The following is an 18003-nucleotide window of genomic DNA, read 5'->3' on the forward strand; positions in this document are numbered from 1 at the left end:
TTATCATAAGCTTCTATTTTTGTAAAATTAAAACCATTCACTTACATCATTTAATATTTTGAAATTAGTTAAATCATAATGAAGTGGTGTTACAGTCACATAACCCTCTTTAAAATATATTGTGTCGGAATCATCCTCATGAACATCTTTTAATTCACCTTTAATTTCATAATGAGTTTCATTATTTTCTCCTATAGTTTCTATATAAGTGTTGTTATAAAATCTGCTTCCGATTTTGCATACTTTAATTCCTTTTATTTCATTCTCCTTAAGTAGTGGAACATTTACATTTAATACAATATCACTTTTAATGTTATTCTCCTTAGCCTTAAGCAATATTTGTCTAGCATATACGGCTGCCATTTCATAACTCTCAATATTTTTATTAATCTGCATAGAAATAGCCATAGATGGAACTTTATGAATAGCTGCTTCAATAGCTGCAGAAACTGTACCAGAATATAGAACATCTGTACCTAAATTTAACCCTTTATTGATTCCTGATACTACCATATCTATTTTACCCTCAATAAGTTTATTGAGGGCAATTTTTACACAATCAGCAGGTGTTCCATCCACACTAAAAGCTTTTGATTTTAATCCTTCTAACACATTTTCTTTCACAATGAGTGGCCTTGAAAGTGTTATTGAATGTCCACAAGCACTTCTTTCATTATCTGGTGCTACGATAATTACTTCATGATCTTTTTCCAGTTCTTTTGCTAGTGCATATATACCTTTTGCATTTATACCATCATCATTGGTAAGCAACAGTCTCATTTTCATTCCTCCCCTAATTCACTATGATTCTTTACAACTATTAATTTTTAACAACTCATTTACTTAAGCTATTACAACTTATATTATACATATAATAACAATAGATATCTATGGCAAGTACTAATTTATATTTACACTTAATTATCAGCAATTACTAAAGACCTTTCAAATACAAAAAATACCTATAGCTCAAACACTTTTTTCAAAGTGTCAAGCCTATAGGTACCGGGTTAAATCATCATCTGCATTTCTTTAATATTTTTCCATCTTTATTGTTTTATTAAAACAATTTTTTCTGCAAATCCAATTGGTGGTAAACTTCTAGTTAATTTGCCACCATAATATGCTACAACTTTAGAATCTTTCTTAATATCATTTACTTCAAGTTTCGCACCTGTTTTAAAATCTACAATTTTGGTTTTTTCACTTATATTAAGAATAATATTATCAAAGCCACTTTCCCCTAATCTTTCACCTTTTATCTCAATTCTATTCTCTTTTTTGTCTTCTGATGTGTAAATATTATATATATCACCAATTATACCCATTTCATTCCTTTGTTCACTTATAACTATTTTTTTGGCAACGCCTATTGGTGGTAAACTTTTAGAAAGCACACCATCATAGTAAACTTTCACATTTGTATCATTTTTAATTGCCTCTATTGTTAATTTATTACCACTCTTCTCGCTTATAATCTCAGTTTTAGAATTTATAATAAAGTTTATGTCAGCATAAATATTATCTTTAGATTTTTCTCCCTTAACCAATACCATAATCTCATTTTTGATCCCTTGGAGAATATTGATATCACTAATCAATCCAGTAGCTGTAGCACTTAAATCTTTATCCTTTTGGTTAGACAGTATAACAACTTTTTTAGGAGTTGCTATAGGTGGCATACTCATAGTAGTAATATTATAATAGGCTACAACTCTAGTTCCTTTTTTAATATCTTTATAGCTTACCACTTTACCAGTTTTACTATCTACAATTTCAGTTTTTTCACTTATGATAAGATTAGTATCTATTTCACCATTCATAAGTGCCGTGATTTCTTTATTTTCTTTCATTAAAGAAACATCAGTAATTATTCCATAATTGCATAATCCAGATTCTTCCTCACCTTGCTCTACTATTATCATATTAGCAGTACTCATTGGTGGTATGCTGGCAGTAACAGCTGGTCCATAATAAACTTTAACTTTTACTCCATCTTTAATGTCCGTTAAATTTAATTTTTTACCATCAGTTGCACTTATTATCTCAGTAGCATCATTTACATTTAGTATAATCTTATCATTATTTGATTTATTATTTTCTATAGTAAATCGAGATTTACTTTCAGATGCTTGTACATCTGAAACTATCCCCTCTGTGCTTGTGAAAAATATTTGTGGTTTCTTCTCACTAACTGCTTGAATCTTTAAGCTAGTATCATTCTTCAGACTGCTCATAGTATTTGCAGATGCTAACATAGAATTCCCACTTATAAACACCCCTAAAGTTAATATGGCTATTGTTTTCTTTGTGAATTTCATAATAATCCCTCCCACATTGTAATTTAAATATAAAATCTATTAATATCCCATACAAATTTATACTCTTTCACTTATTAGACGACACATACAAAAAAATGCTTCAGATTTTACTACAAATTTTCAAATACTATTGTAGAAGATATTTTAAATTGTATGTTTTATGGCATTTATATTTTACATCTTTAAACTGTAAAACCAATACTCTAAAGGATTCCTTTTTAAAGAATAATATTCTAAAAAAATCTTGTTGACTAAATTTAAATTTCCTATTAGAATAATATAGAAATAATAAAATTTATATCTATGGATGATAATTATTGGAGATATCCGCATTGGGTAACCGTAGAAGAAAAAAATAAATCTATGCTTATGGTTTATTTTGAAACTTTCAGGTATTAGGCATCTAAAAAACAGACTAATTACTGTTTTACTATGCCTTGTACAATAATTTGACATACCCCTGGAGAGACTACTTAAATGTGGCATCAACGGAGCAACTTAGATGATTATCTAAGGAAACTTTCAGATAAAAGGACAGGGAGTAAAAAGGCATTGTTTTTCTTGCCCTTTTACTCCCTGTTTTTATATATTTTAATGACTTTTTTGAAGACAAGCCTAGCATACTAATTAATAATCTTCTGAAGTCTTTAATTAATACCAATTTTCTATTACTCCAAGGCTAACAAAAGAGAGGATGATTTATTTTGGAAACATCAAAAAAACTAAATTCTATCAATAATTCACCAAAAACACTAAAGAAAGAAATCGGTTTACTAGAGGCCATTACCCTAGTTATAGGTATGGTTATAGGTTCAGGAATTTTCTTTAAACCTTCCATTGTCTTTAAAAACGCGGGCTCTCCAACCCTGGGAATACTTGCTTGGGTAGCAGGTGGTATTATAACTATGGCTTCCGCTCTTACTATAGCTGAAATAGCAGCAGCTATTCCAAAAACTGGCGGTGTATTTATATATCTTAAAGAACTTTATGGAGAAAAAGTCGCATTTTTATTTGGTTGGGTACAAACTGTTATTTATGTACCTGGAGCAGCTGCTGCTCTTGCAATAGTCCTGGCAACTCAAGCAACTAATTTTGTACCTATGAATTCAATTGAGCAAAAACTATTTGCAATATTAATGTTATTTATTATTACAACTGCAAACGTTATATCAACAAAACTTGGTAGTAAAATTCAGTTTGTTGCAACTATTGCAAAATTAATTCCAATTTTTATTATTATTGCTTTAGGCCTTATAAAAGGAACAGCTCACAGTTTTTCTTTGCCTGTAGGTAATGCAGCAGCTGGTGCTGGATTTGGAGCTGCTATGCTTGGAACACTATGGGCTTATGATGGCTGGGTAGGTGTAGGTAATATAGCCGGAGAGCTTAAAAACCCTAAAAAAGACATACCAAAATCAATAATTTTTGGGTTAGTGGTTATTATAATAGTGTATGTACTATTTAATTTAGCAATTATAAACATAGTTCCTATAACCGCTGTTATAAGTTCCAATAAAGTAGCTTCTGATGCTGCAACAGTTTTATTCGGAAAATCCGGTTCATTATTTATCACTGCAGGTATATTAATTTCAATTTTTGGAACATTAAATGGCTACCTAATGACAGGAGTTAGAATACCTTTTGCCATGGCACAAGATAAACTTTTACCTTTTGATAAATTCATAGGAAAAGTTAACGAAAAATATCAAACTCCGTTAAACGCTTTTGTTTTCGAGGTAGTAATTGCTTGTTTATATGTATTTAGCGGTTCTTTTGATAAATTAACTAACCTTGTAACCTTTGTTTTATGGATTTTCTTCACAATGGCGGTGGCTGGTATATTTATATTAAGAACAAAACATAAAGATTTAGATAGACCTTATAAAGTACCACTATATCCAATAATCCCACTCATTGGAATTATCGGAGGTATATACATCCTAATAAGTACGCTTATGACTGATACTTCTAACGCACTTATAGGACTTGCAATAACTTTAATTGGATTGCCTGTATATTGGTATATTAAGAAAAAGAAATAAAAACAGAAAAGTATATATTATTACAATTGCAATTCGCTACGCTAAGTAATTCTAAACAAATTTTAATGAAAGAAGCACAGGTTAATTCCTGTGCTTCTTTCGTTATTGTTATGTCTGCCAGCAGTACGCTTAAAATAGTAGATAAATAGTAAGTATGAAATTCCGACCAAGCGACTTGCAATAAGAAGCGCTGAAACTATTGAATTTCTTAATGAAATTTCCAGTTTCGAGTTCTTTTTGCAAGGCACGGAGGAGAACTTTTATACTTCTCTATATCTCTTTTTCAAGCATCTCTAATAATTCATCAAATCTTCTTATAGTATCTTCCAAAGGTTTTGGAGTTGACATATCTACCCCCGCTTTTTTAAGAATATTTATTGGATAGTCACTTCCACCACTTTTTAAGAAATCTTTGTATCTTTCTACAGCGCTTTCGCCCTCTTCAACTATCATTTTACTGAAAGAATTAGCTGCTGCAAAACCTGTAGTATATTGATATACATAGAAATCGCTATAGAAGTGAGGTATTCTCGACCATTCCATATCTATACCCTCATCTACCACCATTTCTGCTCCAAAATATTTGACATTTAAATCATGATAGATTTTACATAAATCATCGGGAGATAGTGGGTTTCCTCCTTCAATGTTTTCATGGGTTATTTTTTCAAACTCTGCAAACATACATTGTCTAAATACTGTAGTTCTTATTCCTTCTAATTGCTCATTTATTAAAAACAATCTTCTCTTCTTATCTGTCTCATTTTTAATTAAATAATCTATTAATAGGCATTCATTAGTTGTAGATGCAACTTCTGCACAGAATAACACATATTCAGAATATATATATGGTTGAGTCTTCCTTGAATAATAAGAATGAATAGAGTGCCCCATTTCATGAGCAAGAGTAGATACATCATTTAATTGGTAGTTATAATTTAGAAGTACGTATGGCATACTGTCATAGCAGCCCCCGGAATATGCCCCTCCACATTTACCTTTATTTTGAAATATGTCTACCCAGCCTTCACTAATTCCCTCTTTAAATATACTTAAATACTCTTGCCCTAGTGGTCTAATACCATCTAATACAATTTTAACAGCATCTTCATACTCAATATGATCCTCCTTAGCATCAACTATTGGCACATATAAATCATACATATGAATTTCATCAAGCCCTAACAGTTTCTTTTTAAGGCTTACATATTTATGAAGTGAAGATAAATTGTTATTTATAGTATCCACTACATTATGATAGACCTCTACTGGAATATTATTGGGCTTTAAAGAACTTTCTAATGCGCAGGTATAATTTCTTGTTTTTGTATTAAATATAAAATTCTTTATTGAAGATGTTAAAGATGTTGTTAAAGTATTTTTAAATCCCCTATAAGTTCCAAATAATGCTTCAAAGGCATCTTTTCTTACTCTTCTATCCTTTGATTTTATAAAAGTACTATAGTTTCCTTCAGTTAATTCAACCTCATTACCTTTTTCATCTTTTATACTTGGAAATGTCATATCTGCATCAGTCAACATTCCAAATATATTTTCTGGTGCATTTAAACAATCGCGAGCAGAGGCCAAAAGCTTTTCCCCTTCTGCACTTAATGTATGGGGTTTTTGACTTAAAATATCTTTTAAATAAAATTCATATATTTTAAGTTCTGGAAGCTTACAAATTGCCTCATCTACAGCTCCCTCTGGTAATGATAATAGTTCAGGAATAAAAAATGCTGTGATACTAGACGCTTCTGCTTCATAAGCATCAATCTTATTTTTAAGAATTTGGAACTCCGCCTTAGCTGTATCCTCGTCCCCTCTTAAATGTGCATATACAAGCAATTTATCTAAAAGTCTTAGAATTTCTACATTGCTTTCTAAAAAGCTTAATAAATCTTCAGCCCTGCCCAGTTTTCCTGAAAACCTTTGCATATTTGGTGCTTTAGATTTTAGTATTTCAAAATCTTCTTCCCACGCCGCAGAATTCTTATACATCTTTTCAACTTTCCACTTATGCGTACTATCAATTTCATCTCTTGTTTTAAGTTTTTTAACTTCACTCACTAAAATTCCCTTCTTTCATTTTGTAAATTTAATATCCACTAAAATACATTATTAGATACCATATTATAACTATATTATCATATAACTTACAATAAACCCACAAGCTAAAAAACCTCACATTTTGTGAGGTCTCTAGTAACACATTGGAATAAATAGAGTAACATACTGACTTACTATTTATTAAATCACCTAATATAACTATACTACAACTATATTTTTACACCCATTATGCATCGCTATATCTCCTAATTCCTTCATAATCTCATCCTTAGGTGTGTAACTGTTTATCTTTGCAAGTCGAACGCCAATTTGCCTATATTTTATAAGTTTGTACCTTATATCTGGATTTAAGGTTGCAATAAGCTTGCTGATTTTATCTACATTATTAAAATTGTCTAGAACTTCCGGAACAATAACAGTTCTAATTTCAAATATTTTATTTAACTTAGCTAAATATTTTACATTTTCTATGACAGTAGCATTTCCCATACCTGTAAGTTTCTTATGTTCCTCATTATTATAGGATTTTATATCTACCATTGCCATATCCATAACATCCACTAGCTCTTTATGTTCCCATAGTGGTACCGAACCATTAGTATCCACAAAACATGTTAACCCCATCTTTTTAACTTCTCTAAATAGGTTTGTTAAAAACTCGCTTTGTAGGGTGCACTCGCCACCTGAGACAGTAATTCCAGAGATGAAAAGTTTATTCTTCTCTATTTCCCCAACAACTTCTTCTACAGTCATGCTTTGTGCTTTAGGCGAACTGTTTCTTTTGCAAGCCTTCAAACATTCATCACATTTACTGCAAACTGTTTTATCCCATACTACATTAGGAGCCTTAAATTCTAGTGCAGTATAATTGCAAGCACTCAAACATTCCCCGCAGCTATTACAAACATTTATAGTCTCTGGATTATGACAATAAGAGCAGTTAAAATTACATCCTTGCAAAAATATAGCAGTTCTATTCCCTGGTCCATCCACCGAGCTAAAGGGAATAATTCGATTAACTAGTCCCTTAATCATTTTTTCTTATCTTTCGATCTAATACCTTTTGATTCAAAACTGCTCCAAGTCCGAGTGCTACTGTATCCTGCAAAACCTGCTGTCCCTTTTGTAGCTTTTCAATTTCTGATCTTTTTACAAGGTATCCCGTAATTCTTATTACATCACAATCTGTAGAATATGCTGAAAAATATCTCATTTGCTTTTTAAAAGCGCCTTTGATAATATCTAGAACATACTCCGGATTACTTTTAACTGTACTATCAAAATTAAATATATCACCAATTCCTGAAGGAAAAAACTTATGGAATTTAGCTGCTTCCACTAAATGCCTTGGAAGGTCAGGTTCATCTCCAATAGGAATCCTACACCCTGGGCTTATACCCATATCAGAATCAATACCCACTTGAGCATGTAATAAATATTTTCCTTTTGATATACTGCAATGAGGGTCATTATGTTTATTAACCTCAGTTTCTAGCTTTTCAATAATCTTATAGCCTAAATTATTGGCTATATCGCCATGTCCAAATCTATTTTCTAGTTTAGATGCGTCAATAAAGTAATTCACACATTCAGCTAGTCCAAACATACCAAACATAGCCGTGAAGTTATCTTTATAAATTAATCCTTCTTTTACCAGGAAATTAGTTTCAAAGAATCCGCTTTCCTCTACTAAAAATCTAATTCTTTCCTTCATATACCCAGCCATTTTCTCTACTGCATCTGGCAATATAATATTTATAAATTCATCTTGGTCTTTTGCCTTTTTAGAAAGAGTCGCCAAATTTAATCTAGATAGTGTATAACTTCCCCCACCTATTGTTAATCCATTATAACAACTAGCTATAGCGTAGTTGTTATCAAATTCCCTTGAAAACATCTCATGGTTAGCAAAGCTTGGTTTTGCAGTTATTAGTGCAGTGTTAATTGCATCAATAGCAAACTCATCTGAGGTATCTTCTGTGCTGTATTTTAAAGTTAAGTTAGGAATTGCATTTTGTAGTTCTCTTTCTGCCCTTAATATTAATCTTCCTGCTTTAGTATCTTTTGGTCCTATATTTGCATGGCAAAATGAATCTGTTATAGTTCTATCTATATGTGTTAAAAATAATTTTATAGCATGAAAAGCTTCTTCCTCATTAACCACAAAGGGTTCCAAAAGATAATCAATATTTCCTATATATACTGGGAATGAAGAAATTGATGGTACATGATTATATAATATTAATAAACTATTTGTAGCCTCCCAAATATCCGAAGGTGGCGTTAGGCCTAAAAACTCACTTCCATTTTTCATGAATTTCTCGTAATTAGGTACTATATACCTAGGCCTATAAGGTGCATGTCCTTCAAATAGGTCACAGATTATTCCCTCACCTCTAAGTTTTTGAGTATCTTTTTCAATATTTAAAACATCTATACTATCTTCCGCAGCTCGTGCAAGAGTTAGTACCTTTTGCTCATAAGTTAGGGTCCCATTTTTAATAATTTCTAAAATGTTGTTCATTATAACACCACTCCATTTAAATTATTTTAACCACATTTTCAAATGGGTTGTTTAACATATAAGTGGATGAATCTATTATATGCTGTTAATTATATTTTATATTGAATCCTGTTTTTTTGCAAAGGTTTTCCGTATTAATGGATAGGAATTATTTTATAATTCTATTTGTTGGGACAAATAGAATATACGTACCTCTTTTATGAAGTGAATTTATTTCTAATATTTGTAATTAATATTACAATTAGCATATGCTTGTAGAAACGTAAAATCAATATTATGTATATTTGATGGAGGGTATAGAATATGCTTCTAAGCGATTTAAAACAAAATATGCTTTTACCTAACAAAGAAATTCTCATCAATAGAATAGTAAAAATTATGGGAGTTGATGTTCACTTAATTTCTATAACTTCCGAAGAACACAGGAATGTATTATGGGTGATGTATCAATTGTCTTACCATTTTGATGAAGGAATAGATCCAGAACAAAGAACAGCTGCTTAAAGTGACTTGAAATAAGAAGCGTAGACACTATTGAAGTTAGGTTTTTTTCTTAGTTTATGCTAACAAAAGTATATATTGCGTAGATTGCGTTTGAACGTGCCTTCGTAATTCACAATTTATTTTATTTACGGTTGCGTAAAGAAAAATTCATGTTTGAGCGATAGCGAGTTTGAATTTTTTAGCAACTGTGAATAAAATAAATTTTAGAATTACTTGGCAAAGTGAACGCATTCTAGCAATATATACTTGATCTTATGGCATAATCTAAGAAAAAACTCTTAATGGAATTTCTTACTTTGATGCCTTATTACCCAAGCTTTGCAAGTTCCACAGCTATTTGGGCTCCAACCTTAGCATTATTATATACTAATTGAATATTTGAATCTAGACTTGCTCCACCAGTAATTTCTTTAACCTTTCCAAGTAAGAATGGCGTACTTTCTTTTCCCTTAATTCCTTTTTCCTTTAACTCTTTTAATGCACTAGTTATAGCATTTGTTATAGCATCATAATCCATCTCATACTGCTCTGGAATTGGATTAGCTATAACCATGCCTCCATTTAGTCCTAAATCCCATTTTGCTTTTAAAGCTGTTGCAACCATATCCGCTGAATCTACACGATAATCCACTCCAAAACCACTCTTTCTAGTATAGAAAGCAGGGAGTTCATCTGTACCAAATCCAACTACTGGAACACCTTGAGTCTCTAGATACTCTAAAGTGAGTCCTATATCTAGTATAGATTTTGCTCCTGCACAAATTACAGCTACATTAGTATGTGCTAATTCTTGAAGGTCTGCTGAAATATCAAAAGTCTCTTGAGCTCCTCTATGAACCCCACCAATGCCACCTGTAGCAAAAACCTTAACTCCTGCAAGTGCAGCAATTATCATTGTAGTTGCTACTGTAGTTGCTCCATTTGCCTTATTTGCTATTATAAATGGAATATCTCGTCTACTGGTTTTTATTACATTCTTACCATTTCCAAGTATTTCTATTTCATCTCTAGTTAATCCAAGCTTTAGCCTTCCATTAATAATTGCTGTAGTTGCTGGCACCGCTCCATTTTCTCTTATTATTTCTTCTACCTTAAGGGCAGTCTCAACATTTCTTGGATATGGCATACCATGAGATATAATAGTAGATTCTAAAGCCACCACTGCACGCCCTTCCTTTAATGCCTTAGCAACCTCTGGTTTAATATCTAAATAATTCATTAACATAATTCAATCTCCTTCATCTTCTTATTTATATTTTCTACGGACATGTTAGGGTTAATAGTATTTTCATGAGATAATGCTAGTATTCCAGCGCTCATAGAAAATCGTGCACTATAGTCTATTTCAAAATCATTGAAATGACTATAAGCTAGAGCTGCCAAGCAAGCATCACCTGCTCCTGTTGCATTAATTATCTGCACCTTCGGGCTTATTATATGATTGGAAGTAACACCATCATCATAATACATACCCTCTTCACCTAGGCTTATAAACACTCTTTTAACTCCTTTTTCTAAAAAATACTTTGCTGCATTTTTCAAATCGTTTTCATTGTTTATTTTAATTCCCGATAATATTTCAGCTTCAAGCTTATTGGGTTTAATAGTATGGAAACAACCAATGAAATCCTTTACCTTTTTTGCCTTAGTTGTAGATACTGTATCTAAGAAAAAATCTACGTCCTTATAATTAGTTAAAATATATTCAATAGTTTCCTCTGGAATATTTGTATCAATAATGCAAAGCTTTGAATTTTCTATTATATTCTTCTTATTTTTAATAAAATCCACACTAACCTTATCAATAATATCCATATAGGCTATAGCTACCATCATGTCACCAGTACCATCTAGTATTGATAAATAGGTGGAAGTAGCATGTTCACTTAAAACAAGAGAATCTTCCATATTAAGGTTAATCATTCTTGACTCTTCTAATATTTTTCTTCCATACACATCATCACCAACTGCGCTAATAAGCTTTGTTTCTACGCCTAATTTCACTAGGTTTTCGCCAATATTTCTTCCTACACCGCCAAATGAAATCTTTACTTCTCCAGGGTTAGAGTCCTTTAATATTAAATCATTATTCGGAAAACCTTGAATATCAACATTAGTTCCACCAACAATACTTATATATGGCTGTTCACATAAGATGTAACCTTTACCTACTACATATCCTTTTTTTAGCAAATTACTAATGTGAACTGCCACTGAAGACCTTGTAATTCTTAAGGAATCAGCTAGTTCCTTTTGAGAAATCATAGGATTGTTCCTAATTAATTCTAAAATTTCTTGCTCTCTATTTGTCATAACCCTCTCCTTAACGTATGTTTAGTGCATAAACATTAGCTTATTTATATAATAGCATATATATTTTTGTTTTCCAAGTAAATTCTTTCAATTTTAGTTGGAATGTTTCAATTAATTGTTAACTGTCCCCGCCTATTTCACAATTAATTGTTAACTGTCCCCCTTTATTTCAAATATGCATTAAGCCATTTTATTACATCTCCAATTACTTCTTCCCTATTAATCTCATTAAGCATCTCATGTCTTCCATTTTTATAAAGCTTATAAGTTAAATCCACCATTCCATGCTCTTTATAGGTCTTAATTAATTTTAGAACACCCTTACCATTCTTTCCTACGGGATCTTTATCTCCTGAGAATATATAAATAGGTAAATCTTTAGGAACATTTTCAATTTCCATTGGGTCAGCTATACTCTTAAGTCCACCTAGAAAATCATAGAAAAATCCTGCTGTAAAAACCATTCCGCAGAAAGGATCATCTATATATTTATCCACTTGTTTGTTATCCCTACTTAACCAATCAAAGGCTGTTCTATTTGGTTTAAAAGAATTATTATAATTTCCAAAAGATAATTTATCTAATTTATTACTTTTGCCAGCTCTTCCAATTTTCTTGATCTCCCTCTTTGCTATAAGTCTTGCAATATCTATAGTAATTCCCTGCTTCCCACAAGATCCTGAAACAATTGCACCCTTTAAGCCGCCTCCGTATAAACAAATATATCTTTGTGTTAAGAATGATCCCATACTATGACCAAATAAAAATATAGGCAAATTGTGATTTTCTTCTTTAATCCTTTCATTTAATTGGTGCATATTTTCCACCATTGAGTTAAAGCCATCTTCACCTAAGTCTCCTAATTTGGAAATTTGACCTGCGGTTTTACCATGTCCTCTATGGTCATTAGCATAAACAATAAAACCATCATTTGTTAAAGCCCTTGCAAATCCTTTGTACCTAGCTGCTGTTTCTGCCATCCCATGGGCTATCTGAACTACCCCTTTAACTTGTATATTCTCATCTGGTAACCATTTATATACAAATATCTCTAAGTCACCCTTATCCTTAATCTTAAAATTTTCTACTTTCATAACCCCAGCCCCCTATAAATCTTTTATATTTATTTTAGGTGTTTCCTTAATTTCATTCAATTACTAAAACGCAGAAAATTTAAGCACAAAAAACCACACTTAATAAATCTATCGTTAAACAGACTTGTTAGTGTGGCTCTCATTTCTCTTAGCCATAATTCATATTTACTCTCAATAAAATTATATCACTAAAATATATATTTGCAAAGCAATATTATTTAAATTATAAAATTAATGTTGTACTATAGTATCTTCTAAGCTATACTAATCCTTATTTTTCCACTGTTTTATATTCAACCTCAATATATTTATCTTCATCATAAAATTTTTCTGATTGCCCATAAATACGTATATTGGTTTGTACAGCACTTTCAGCAATATGTTTTGCAGTATTTATAGTTGCAATAACTGTTGTATCTGCTACAACCGCAGTTATTGCTGCTGCTATTTTTGCAGTTTTCCCCACCACACCACCAACTACTGTACTACATTTTTTAGTGTTTAAAGCCAACTTCTGCTTACCTGAAAGCCCTACTATATTAGCTACAACATTACCCGTTAGCTCAATGCTATACTCAGCTGTATTCCCCACTAGTTTTCCAGCACCATATATTATCTTTCCAATCATTGTCATCATCATCACCATACCTATATCATACTTTACCTAAGGATCATATGCCCTACTACTATTATACCATATTTTTGAAAAATTATTATACTGTATACCTATTTATAAAGAAACCCTGGAAGAATAACACTTATTAATTATTTATCACTTTTAGAAATAGCTCTCTCTACAATGACTTGCAATACGAAAGCCTTAAATCAGCATCTGCCATGCTGCAATATTAAATTTCTTGTTTCAATCTGGTTTGCAAACCACAAAGGAGAATTTTCCTATCTGGCCTTTAGTATTGTGTATTTCTTACATTATTAAGTGCATGATATACACCTATAGCTAATTGTTCCATAGTTGTATTTTCCTTTGGCTTAAATTCATTGTTTTCTATTTGTATAAATCTAAAAGCCTCTGCAATAGCAACATACCCTACATTATCCTTGCTTATATTGGCCGCATCTTTATAATTAATTTTAAACAACTCACTGTGCTGGGCTAATTTGTTATAATTGGTGTATTTAACTAATGTCTTAGCGAGTTCTTCTCTAGTAACTAATTTGTCGCCTATAAATTCACCATCTGAGTTTTCCATAATTCCATAGGATACAGCCAGTTGAAGGTATTTATAGTTTACATCAGATTTTACAATATTGGAGAATTTTAAATCTGCAGTCTTATCTGCCATATATGGTGTATAACCTCTTGCATTTACTAACATTTTAATTAAATCAATCTGAGTGATTTTTTTATCTAATTTAAAATCACCAGTTTCTATTAATCCTTTAGATGCTAAAATACTTAATTCTTTTTCGGCCTTACTGCCTTTGATTTTTTCTTTAAACAATTCTATATTTTGATCGATATTTTCACCACCATAATTTAGAAACTTACCAGTAAGGGCATCAATATTTGTATAGTCGTACACCCCATTAGCATCGCTTAGTTTATAGGCGAGTTTTATTTCTAATTCTGGTTTTTCTGGATTATCACTTTTATTTATTTGTGTATAAACTAGTACTGGTTTATACTTACTAAACATTGTTTCACTTACATTTTTCTTGCTTATAACATTTTTAATATCTGGAAATTTAATATTTTTATCCCAATTACAATTTAAATTATTCATCTCGCCGGTTACGGCACTAAAACCAACATTTATACTATTGTCATTGAATTCTATGCCATTTTCTAGTCTTGAAAAGTTGAAATAATAATTTCTTTCACCCATTTTATCGTAAGCATTATATTTATAACGAGGTTGCTCTGTTTTTATTTGTTTTACAATGCCCGGATAATACTTGGCTACTGCTTCTATTGCCTTATTGTACGCCTCTTCCCAAGATAATTTAGCCTGAAATTTTGCAGTACCATTATAATCTTCATTTGAATTTTTATTAATGCTTAATATTTCTCCAGTTAAAGCATCTATTGATATATTTCCACCTTCATTGTATTTTGATGCATCTCCTTTATTGAAATATGCATTCCAATTCTTATTACTTGAACTGCCAAGATTTTCAGTATACTCTTGATACCCTAAGCCTTCAATTGCATAACCCTGGCCATAAACATTATTTATGAAATTTTTTATTATAGCTCTTGCTTCCTCTTCCTCTATTGCCTTTTCTCTAGTTTTTACCACTTTTGATTTATTATAAAAGTCTGCCTTTTCTTTATCATTTAAATTTTTTATTACAGGAATATTACCATTGCTAAATGGATCCATGAACTTACCATCTTTAGCATCCAAAACATTTCCTCTGTTAAATTCTGGAACATATACTGCTTTTACAGCTCTTTTATTTTCATAATACATATACTCTTGTGTAAAAGCCATATATTTCAAAGTCATTTTAGCTTCAGTTTTAAAAGCTTCAACTGCAGTTTTAGAATCTACCATCCCCTTAACCTCTGGAAATTTGAAATCTTCATTCCAATTACTATAGTAAGAAACTACCTTTCCCGCTACCCCATCAACTTCTATATTAATATTATTACCATCAAATTCTATGCCATTAACTTTATTTACATAGGTAAAATTATAATTAGGTGACCCATGATTCCCTAAATTATTGTAATCTTTTTTATTAGATTCATTATATTTTTTAGGTTGGATTTTTGAAACAAAATCATCACTAATTTTTTGTGCTTCCTTAGCTGTCATTGTGGGAACTGCATTTTCTTCATTTATCTTACGTTCATAATTATTTACTTGAGTAACTTCGCCAGTTTCTGCATTTAAGGTAACATTAATGTTAATAGTTTTTTCCATATTATTCATTTGCCAATTAATATTCCAGGAGCTAATCTGCTTACCATTGTAATTAGATGTATTAAAGTTACTTGTTTGTGTGAATTTACTCTCATCTATTTCCGTATTAAAATAAGTTTTCATAGTTCCCTTTGCAATCTCTTTTGCTTTTTCCTTTGATATTTTAACACTTTTTTCTGTTTCACTATTTTTTGTAATTGCAGCTCCTGTAGTCGTGTTTGTGTTTACAATTGGCGTAACTGGAATTTGAGGCTTTGTCATGGTTTTTGCAAAAGTTGAAGTTGTACTAGTAACTGTTAATGCCGATGCTACTAATATGGAAAATATTTTTTTTCTGTTCATGATAATTCCCACCTTTCAATATAATGTTTTATTATTTCATATGAAAATCTATCTTTTGCTTAAAAGTATACTCCCTATAATTCTATTACCATATATATACATTATAACCCCTTACGAATTCAAATTAGTTACATATAAATTACATTTTTTTCTAATTTTATAAATTGTTGTCTCATCTGAATTTGCAACTTTATAAATCTTTTCAGGTATTGTATAATGTATATGTTATAGAAAAAAAGGAATGGGAGTGAAAATATATGACAAAAACTATTTTTAAAGGCAGTGCAATGCTAAATCCTGTTCCCGTAGTATTAATTACCTCAAAAAATAAAGAGGGAAAAATTAATGTTTTTACAGTAGCTTGGATAGGCACAGCTTGTACTAAACCCCCAATGATAACTGTAGCCATAAGGCCTGAAAGGCTTTCCTATGAATATATAAAAGAAAGTGGTGACTTTGTAATAAATTTACCTAATTCTAGAATGGTTAGACAAGTTGATTATTGTGGTGTGCGCTCAGGAAGACAAATAGATAAAATTCACGAAATGAACTTTACTACTGAAGACAGCAAGGATATAGTGGCTCCTTTAATTTCTGAATGCCCTATATCTCTAGAATGCGTTGTTAAAAGCATTACCCCTTTAGGTACCCACGATTTGTTTTTAGCTGAAGTTGTTAATACCCATGTAGATAACAGCTTAATAGATTTAAACGGGAAAATTCATTTTGAAAATGCAGACCTTATTACTTATTCTCACGGTGAATATTTTAGTGTTAATTCTAACCCTCTAGGCAAATTTGGTTATTCAGTTCAGAAAAAAAGCAGCAAGGCACCTGTAAAAAATAACAAGACAAAGCAAAAAAAGAAAGCCTGATTTCCAGACTTTCTTTTTTTTGCATTAGGCATATTTAGATAAATAACAAGTCAGCTTGTTATTTATTTTCATGTGCACTATTTATTCATTTTTAACATTTCACCTATAGCTGCTATACTACCTAAACTTGACAATGTCTCATTTGGAAGTATAAGCTTATTAGCTGGATTCTTAGCCATTTCTTTAAGAGCCTCTATTTGTTTTAAGGCTATTACTGTTTCATTTGTACCTGACTCTATAATAGCTGTGTTTATTCTTCTTATCGCATCTGCCTCTGCTATTGCAATAGCCTGTATAGCTTTAGCCTTACCTTCTGCTTCAAGAAGTTGAGATTCTTTCATTCCTTCTGCACGTCTAATATTTGCTTCTTTTTCAGCTTCAGCATTTAATATTTGAGCTTGTTTAAATCCTTCTGCTTTTTCAATTTGACTTTGTTTTTCACCCTCTGCTGTAAGAATAAACGCTCTCTTATCTCTCTCTGCTCTCATTTGTTTTTCCATTGCCTGTTGAATTTCAGATGGCGGAATTATATTTTTGATTTCTACAGATAATATTTTTATTCCATAAGCATCTGTAATTTCATCAATTATCTCAAGAAGTCTTAAATTTATTCTATCTCTTCCTGATAATACTTCATCCAATGTCATATCTCCCACAATATTTCTCATATTAGTTATAGTGGAATACACAATACCTGATTTATAATCTTCAATATTGTACACTGCATCTCTTGAATTAATAACCTTATAAAATATAACATTATCAATTGATATATTTACATTATCTTTAGTTATAACATTTTGTGGTTGTATATCTAATATTTGTTGTTTGGTAGAAATTCTTCTGCGAACAAAATCTGCAAAAACAATTGTTAAATGCCAACCTGGCTCTAGTATCCTATGAAACTGACCAAACCTTTCTACCAAACACACAGATCCAGTATTAACAATTTTAATAGATGATATAATCATGATAACTAATATTAACAATATAAACAAACCTATAAACGATCCTACTCCCATAATAA

14 protein-coding genes and 1 riboswitch are annotated in these 18003 nt (G+C 31.1%); of the genes, 3 read left to right on the top strand and 11 right to left on the bottom strand.

Going from position 1 to position 18003, the window contains the following annotated elements:
- Positions 1–27 precede the first annotated feature (27 nt).
- Complete coding sequence (gene surE / locus G9F71_RS19780; protein WP_164950562.1) at positions 28–780, bottom strand: 5'/3'-nucleotidase SurE; 753 nt, start codon at positions 778–780, stop codon at positions 28–30.
- A gap of 269 nt (positions 781–1049) precedes the next feature.
- Positions 1050–2321: a hypothetical protein gene (locus G9F71_RS19785; protein WP_164950563.1), complete on the bottom strand. Its 1272-nt coding sequence runs from the start codon at positions 2319–2321 to the stop codon at positions 1050–1052.
- Between the two features lie 450 nt (positions 2322–2771).
- Positions 2772–2869: riboswitch (glycine riboswitch) on the top strand.
- A 156-nt stretch (positions 2870–3025) separates the two neighbouring features.
- Between G9F71_RS19785 and G9F71_RS19790 the strand changes: the two genes are divergently transcribed.
- On the top strand, positions 3026–4363 hold the full coding sequence (locus G9F71_RS19790; RefSeq protein ID WP_164950564.1) for an APC family permease: 1338 nt from the start codon (positions 3026–3028) through the stop codon (positions 4361–4363).
- A gap of 270 nt (positions 4364–4633) precedes the next feature.
- Here the strand turns inward: G9F71_RS19790 and pepF are convergent, their stop codons facing one another.
- From pepF to G9F71_RS19805, 3 genes are all read right to left on the bottom strand, one after another.
- Positions 4634–6433 carry an oligoendopeptidase F gene (pepF, locus tag G9F71_RS19795; protein ID WP_164950565.1) on the bottom strand — a complete coding sequence of 600 codons (1800 nt, stop codon included), beginning with the start codon at positions 6431–6433 and terminating at the stop codon, positions 4634–4636.
- 198 nt (positions 6434–6631) lie between these two features.
- On the bottom strand, positions 6632–7468 hold the full coding sequence (locus tag G9F71_RS19800) for a YjjW family glycine radical enzyme activase (protein WP_164950566.1): 837 nt from the start codon (positions 7466–7468) through the stop codon (positions 6632–6634).
- Positions 7461–8957, bottom strand: a complete 1497-nt coding sequence (locus G9F71_RS19805) for a YjjI family glycine radical enzyme (protein ID WP_164950567.1) — start codon at positions 8955–8957, stop codon at positions 7461–7463. The genes G9F71_RS19800 and G9F71_RS19805 overlap by 8 nt, the downstream gene beginning before the upstream one ends.
- Before the next feature lie 303 nt (positions 8958–9260).
- On the opposite strand from G9F71_RS19805, the gene G9F71_RS19810 reads away from it, so the two are divergent.
- On the top strand, positions 9261–9461 hold the full coding sequence (locus tag G9F71_RS19810; RefSeq protein WP_164950568.1) for a hypothetical protein: 201 nt from the start codon (positions 9261–9263) through the stop codon (positions 9459–9461).
- 307 nt (positions 9462–9768) lie between these two features.
- Here G9F71_RS19810 and G9F71_RS19815 read toward each other — a convergent pair whose 3' ends face one another.
- The 5 genes from G9F71_RS19815 to G9F71_RS19835 all read right to left on the bottom strand — a co-directional run bounded on the left by G9F71_RS19815 (position 9769) and on the right by G9F71_RS19835 (position 16101).
- Positions 9769–10686, bottom strand: coding sequence for a pseudouridine-5'-phosphate glycosidase (locus G9F71_RS19815; protein WP_164950569.1), 918 nt, complete (start codon positions 10684–10686; stop codon positions 9769–9771).
- Complete coding sequence (locus G9F71_RS19820) at positions 10680–11774, bottom strand: PfkB family carbohydrate kinase (protein WP_164950570.1); 1095 nt, start codon at positions 11772–11774, stop codon at positions 10680–10682. Before G9F71_RS19820 ends, G9F71_RS19815 begins: the two co-directional genes overlap by 7 nt.
- Positions 11775–11938: 164 nt before the next feature.
- Positions 11939–12868, bottom strand: a complete 930-nt coding sequence (locus G9F71_RS19825; protein ID WP_164950571.1) for an alpha/beta hydrolase — start codon at positions 12866–12868, stop codon at positions 11939–11941.
- Positions 12869–13139: 271 nt separating this feature from the next.
- Complete coding sequence (locus G9F71_RS19830) at positions 13140–13514, bottom strand: hypothetical protein (RefSeq protein ID WP_164950572.1); 375 nt, start codon at positions 13512–13514, stop codon at positions 13140–13142.
- A gap of 262 nt (positions 13515–13776) precedes the next feature.
- Entirely contained in the window at positions 13777–16101 is a 2325-nt protein-coding gene (locus G9F71_RS19835) for a YcdB/YcdC domain-containing protein (protein WP_164950573.1), read from the bottom strand.
- Between the two features lie 257 nt (positions 16102–16358).
- Here G9F71_RS19835 and G9F71_RS19840 point away from each other — a divergent pair, with 257 nt between their 5' ends.
- Positions 16359–16976, top strand: coding sequence for a flavin reductase family protein (locus G9F71_RS19840; protein ID WP_164950574.1), 618 nt, complete (start codon positions 16359–16361; stop codon positions 16974–16976).
- Between the two features lie 77 nt (positions 16977–17053).
- Here the strand turns inward: G9F71_RS19840 and G9F71_RS19845 are convergent, their stop codons facing one another.
- Positions 17054–17998, bottom strand: coding sequence for an SPFH domain-containing protein (locus G9F71_RS19845; RefSeq protein ID WP_164944716.1), 945 nt, complete (start codon positions 17996–17998; stop codon positions 17054–17056).
- Between the last annotated feature and the right edge of the window lie 5 nt (positions 17999–18003).

The sequence above is a fragment of the Clostridium sp. FP2 genome (assembly GCF_011065955.2).
Taxonomy (GTDB): Bacteria; Bacillota; Clostridia; order Clostridiales; family Clostridiaceae; genus Clostridium_AD; species Clostridium_AD tagluense.

Coding starts and splice junctions, on each gene's coding strand:
- G9F71_RS19810 (WP_164950568.1), top strand. CDS start 9,261: ATGCTTCTAAGCGATTTAAAACAAAATATGCTTTTACCTAACAAAGAA.
- G9F71_RS19800 (WP_164950566.1), bottom strand. CDS start 7,468: ATGATTAAGGGACTAGTTAATCGAATTATTCCCTTTAGCTCGGTGGAT.
- G9F71_RS19835 (WP_164950573.1), bottom strand. CDS start 16,101: ATGAACAGAAAAAAAATATTTTCCATATTAGTAGCATCGGCATTAACA.
- G9F71_RS19820 (WP_164950570.1), bottom strand. CDS start 11,774: ATGACAAATAGAGAGCAAGAAATTTTAGAATTAATTAGGAACAATCCT.
- G9F71_RS19830 (WP_164950572.1), bottom strand. CDS start 13,514: ATGGTGATGATGATGACAATGATTGGAAAGATAATATATGGTGCTGGA.
- surE (WP_164950562.1), bottom strand. CDS start 780: ATGAGACTGTTGCTTACCAATGATGATGGTATAAATGCAAAAGGTATA.
- G9F71_RS19815 (WP_164950569.1), bottom strand. CDS start 10,686: ATGTTAATGAATTATTTAGATATTAAACCAGAGGTTGCTAAGGCATTA.
- G9F71_RS19805 (WP_164950567.1), bottom strand. CDS start 8,957: ATGAACAACATTTTAGAAATTATTAAAAATGGGACCCTAACTTATGAG.
- G9F71_RS19785 (WP_164950563.1), bottom strand. CDS start 2,321: ATGAAATTCACAAAGAAAACAATAGCCATATTAACTTTAGGGGTGTTT.
- G9F71_RS19845 (WP_164944716.1), bottom strand. CDS start 17,998: ATGGGAGTAGGATCGTTTATAGGTTTGTTTATATTGTTAATATTAGTT.
- G9F71_RS19825 (WP_164950571.1), bottom strand. CDS start 12,868: ATGAAAGTAGAAAATTTTAAGATTAAGGATAAGGGTGACTTAGAGATA.
- G9F71_RS19840 (WP_164950574.1), top strand. CDS start 16,359: ATGACAAAAACTATTTTTAAAGGCAGTGCAATGCTAAATCCTGTTCCC.